This window comes from Streptomyces niveiscabiei, from assembly GCF_001419795.1.
Lineage (GTDB): Bacteria > Actinomycetota > Actinomycetes > Streptomycetales > Streptomycetaceae > Streptomyces > Streptomyces niveiscabiei.
This window is the reverse complement of sequence record NZ_LIRL01001148.1, coordinates 327-3,526: the sequence shown is the minus strand read 5'-3', so window position 1 is coordinate 3,526 and position 3,200 is coordinate 327. Positions and strand designations below refer to the sequence as shown.

General features: G+C 71.2%; 3 protein-coding genes and 1 pseudogene. 3 read left to right on the top strand and 1 reads right to left on the bottom strand.

Features of this window, described 5'->3' with window-relative positions:
* Window positions 1-135: 135 nt before the first annotated feature.
* The gene (locus AOK24_RS41210) at window positions 136-912 is read right to left on the bottom strand and encodes a creatininase family protein (RefSeq protein ID WP_107104167.1); all 777 of its coding nucleotides are present in this window, start codon (window positions 910-912) and stop codon (window positions 136-138) included.
* A 48-nt stretch (window positions 913-960) separates the two neighbouring features.
* On the opposite strand from AOK24_RS41210, the gene ribA reads away from it, so the two are divergent.
* The 3 genes and pseudogenes from ribA to AOK24_RS41195 all read left to right on the top strand — a co-directional run.
* Window positions 961-1,620: a GTP cyclohydrolase II gene (ribA, locus tag AOK24_RS41205; RefSeq protein WP_055725018.1), complete on the top strand. Its 660-nt coding sequence runs from the start codon at window positions 961-963 to the stop codon at window positions 1,618-1,620.
* An 81-nt stretch (window positions 1,621-1,701) separates the two neighbouring features.
* Window positions 1,702-2,847, top strand: coding sequence for an NAD(P)/FAD-dependent oxidoreductase (locus tag AOK24_RS41200; protein WP_055725017.1), 1,146 nt, complete (start codon window positions 1,702-1,704; stop codon window positions 2,845-2,847).
* Window positions 2,844-3,200, top strand: a pseudogene (locus AOK24_RS41195) (saccharopine dehydrogenase); the annotation flags it as partial. The gene AOK24_RS41200 and the pseudogene AOK24_RS41195, both read left to right, overlap by 4 nt.

The window sequence follows — 3,200 nt, the reverse complement described above, 5'->3', positions numbered from 1 at the left end:
GGCCGACATGGGGTTCTCGGTGTCGGTGGTGTACGGGGTGCTGTGCTTCGTGGCCGCGCTGCCGGGGGCCGGGGTGCTGGTGGCGCGGTGGTGGACGGGGATGCGCGCCACCCCCGTACCGGACCCTGCCCCGCTCTACTCTCCCGAAATCCGCGAACTCAGCAGCGAGAAATACGCTCCGAAGGAATCCGCGAAGCTCGCCAGAAGCCGTTCGCCCTTTTCCGCGGAGCCCAGCGAAGGCCGGCCGATGACACCCGAATCGGTATAGGCGGACATTCCCGAGGTGAGGAGATGACGGCGGTCGTCGGCGGTGAAATCGGCGGACTCGTAGCCGGGCCTGACGACTTCCGGGTGCGCGTGCAGCAGGATGGACGTCTCGATTTCACCGGCGTGCATGTCGGTGAGGAGGGAGGTTTCGACCCCCGCCGCGACGCGGGCCTCCTCCCAGTCCTCCGGGGCCGGGAAGAGCGCGAGGTGCTCGCCGCGCGCGGACGCCTCCTGGACGACGTTGCCGAGGACGTAGTTCCCGCCGTGCGCGTTGACCACGACCAGGCCCTCGACCCCGGAACGCCGCAGCGAGGCCGCGATGTCACGGACCACGGCGTGCAGGGTCACGGCGGAGATGCTGACGGTGCCGGGCCAGCCCGCGTGCTCGTGCGAGCAGGCGATGGTCACGGGCGGAAGGAGGTGCACGGGATGCCTGGCCGCGATCTCGCGCGCGATGGCGCAGGCGACGAGCGTGTCGGTGGCCAGCGGGAGGTAGGAGCCGTGCTGCTCGTAGCTGCCGACGGGAAGGACCGCGATCCTCGTTGAGACAGCAGCCCCTCGCGTCCGTACGTCATCGGTGGTGTCCGTCGGCAGTGCCGAGGCCACCGTCCCACGCCCCGCCGCCCGTATCTCCGGACCACTCATCGCTTTCCCGCCCTTTCGACTCCCCATCGGACTCTTAGGAACCAGATCATGACAGAAAAAATCGGTGTACTCGGCAAGAAGACCCCGCAGCGCACGGGCGTGGAACGCGTGGTGAATGCCCCTCTTCCTACGGTCTACGGCAAATTCCAGGCGGTCGGTTACATGGACCACGACCGCGGTGACGAACAAGTCGCCCTGGTCTACGGCGAGCTCGGCACCGAGGACGTCCTCACCCGGCTGCACTCGGAATGCCTCACGGGTGACGCGTTCGGCTCGCAGCACTGCGAGTGCGGCGACCAGCTCGACTCCGCCCTGCGCGCGGTGGTCGCCGAGGGCAGCGGGGTCGTCGTCTACCTGCGCGGCCACGAGGGCCGGGGCATAGGCCTGTTGGGCAAGCTGCGCGCGATGGCGCTCCAGGCGGAGGGCCTGGACACGGTCGAGGCGAACGTCGCCCTCGGCTTCCCCGTCGACGCCCGCGACTACGGCGTGGCCGCCGAGATCCTGCGCGACCTGGGCGTGAAGTCGGTGCGCCTGATGTCCAACAACCCGCGCAAGCGCGAGGCGTTGACGGACAACGGCATCGAGGTCGCCGAGGAGGTGCCGCTGCTGATCCCGCCGTGCGAGAACAACATCACGTACCTGCGCACCAAGCGCGAGCGCCTCGACCACCACCTGCCGCACCTGGACGCCGTGGCCCACTGGTCCTGAACTCCCGCTGTCCGGACGGCAGTCGCAACTCCCCGGCCTCGGCAGACGGGCCGGGGCCGCCGCCCGCAAGGAGCCGCACGCTTGAACACGCATGCCTCGGTCGTCGTCATCGGCGGCGGGGTGATCGGCACCAGCGTCGCCTGTCACCTCGCCGCCGCCGGGGTCCGCGACGTGGTGCTCGTCGAACGCGACGAACTCGCCGCCGGGTCGACCTCGAAGGCCGCCGGAGGGGTCCGCGCCCAGTTCTCCGACGAGGTCAACATCCTGCTCGGCGCCCGGAGTCTGGAGGCGTTCGCACGGTTCGGCGAGGACACCGGCCAGGACATCGGCCTGCACCGCACGGGCTACCTCTTCCTCCTCACCACCCCCGAGGAGGTCGCCTCCTTCGAGGCGGGCATCGCGCTCCAGAACTCCCTCGGCGTCCCGAGCCGCCTCATCGACCCGGTCGAAGCACAGCGCCTGAACCCGCTGATCACGACCGACGGCCTGCTCGCCGCCGCGTACTCGCCCGACGACGGGCACTGCACGCCCGAGTCCGTCGTCCACGGCTACGCGGCCGTCGCCCGCCACCACGGCGTACGCATCCTCCAGCGCACCGAGGTCACCGGCATCGAGGTGCGCGGCACCGCGATCACCGCCGTGCACACCGGCATCGGCCGGATCGGCACGAACACCGTGGTCTGCGCGGCGGGCGCGTGGTCGAAGGCGATCGGGGCGATGGTGGGGGTGGATCTGCCCGTTCAGCCGCTGAGACGCCAGGTCGCCGTCACGGAAGCCTTTCCGGGGCTGCCGCCCGGCCTGCCGATGACGATCGACTTCACCACCACCTTCTACTTCCACCCCGAGGGCCCCGGCCTCCTCGTCGGCATGTCCGACCCGGACGAGCGCCCCGGCTTCGCGACCGACGCCCACGACCGGTGGATACCGCGCCTGGCCGCCGCGATGGAACGCCGGGCGCCCGCCCTGCTCGACCTGCGCCGCACGGGCGGCTGGGCGGGCCTGTACGAGGTCACCCCGGACCACAACGCGCTGATCGGCGAGGCGAGTTCGGTCTCCCGGTTCCTGTACGCCACCGGCTTCTCCGGCCACGGCTTCCTCCAGGGGCCCGCCGTCGGCGAGGTGATGCGCGACCTGGTCCTCGGCCGCGTACCCTTCGTGGACGTCACCCCCCTGAGCGCCGGCCGCTTCGCCGCCGACGCCCCGCGCCCGGAGGCCAACCGCGTATGACCGCCGTCCACTTGTGGCTCCGCCACGAACCCCGCGCCACCGAACGCCGCACCCCGGTCGTCCCCGCCGACGCCCGCCGCCTCACCGAGGCCGGTATCACCCTGACGGTCGAGGACTCGCCCCAACGGATCTTCCCCACCGAGGAGTACGAGGCGGTCGGCGCCCAAGTCGCGCCCGCGGGCTCGTGGGTGTCGGCGCCGGGCGACGCGGTGATCCTCGGCCTGAAGGAACTCCCGGACGACCCTGCCGAGTTGACGCACCGGCACATCTTCTTCGGCCACGCCTACAAGGAACAGCCCGGCGCCCGCGCCCTGTTGACGCGGTTCGCCCGAGGCGGCGGCGCCCTCCTCGAC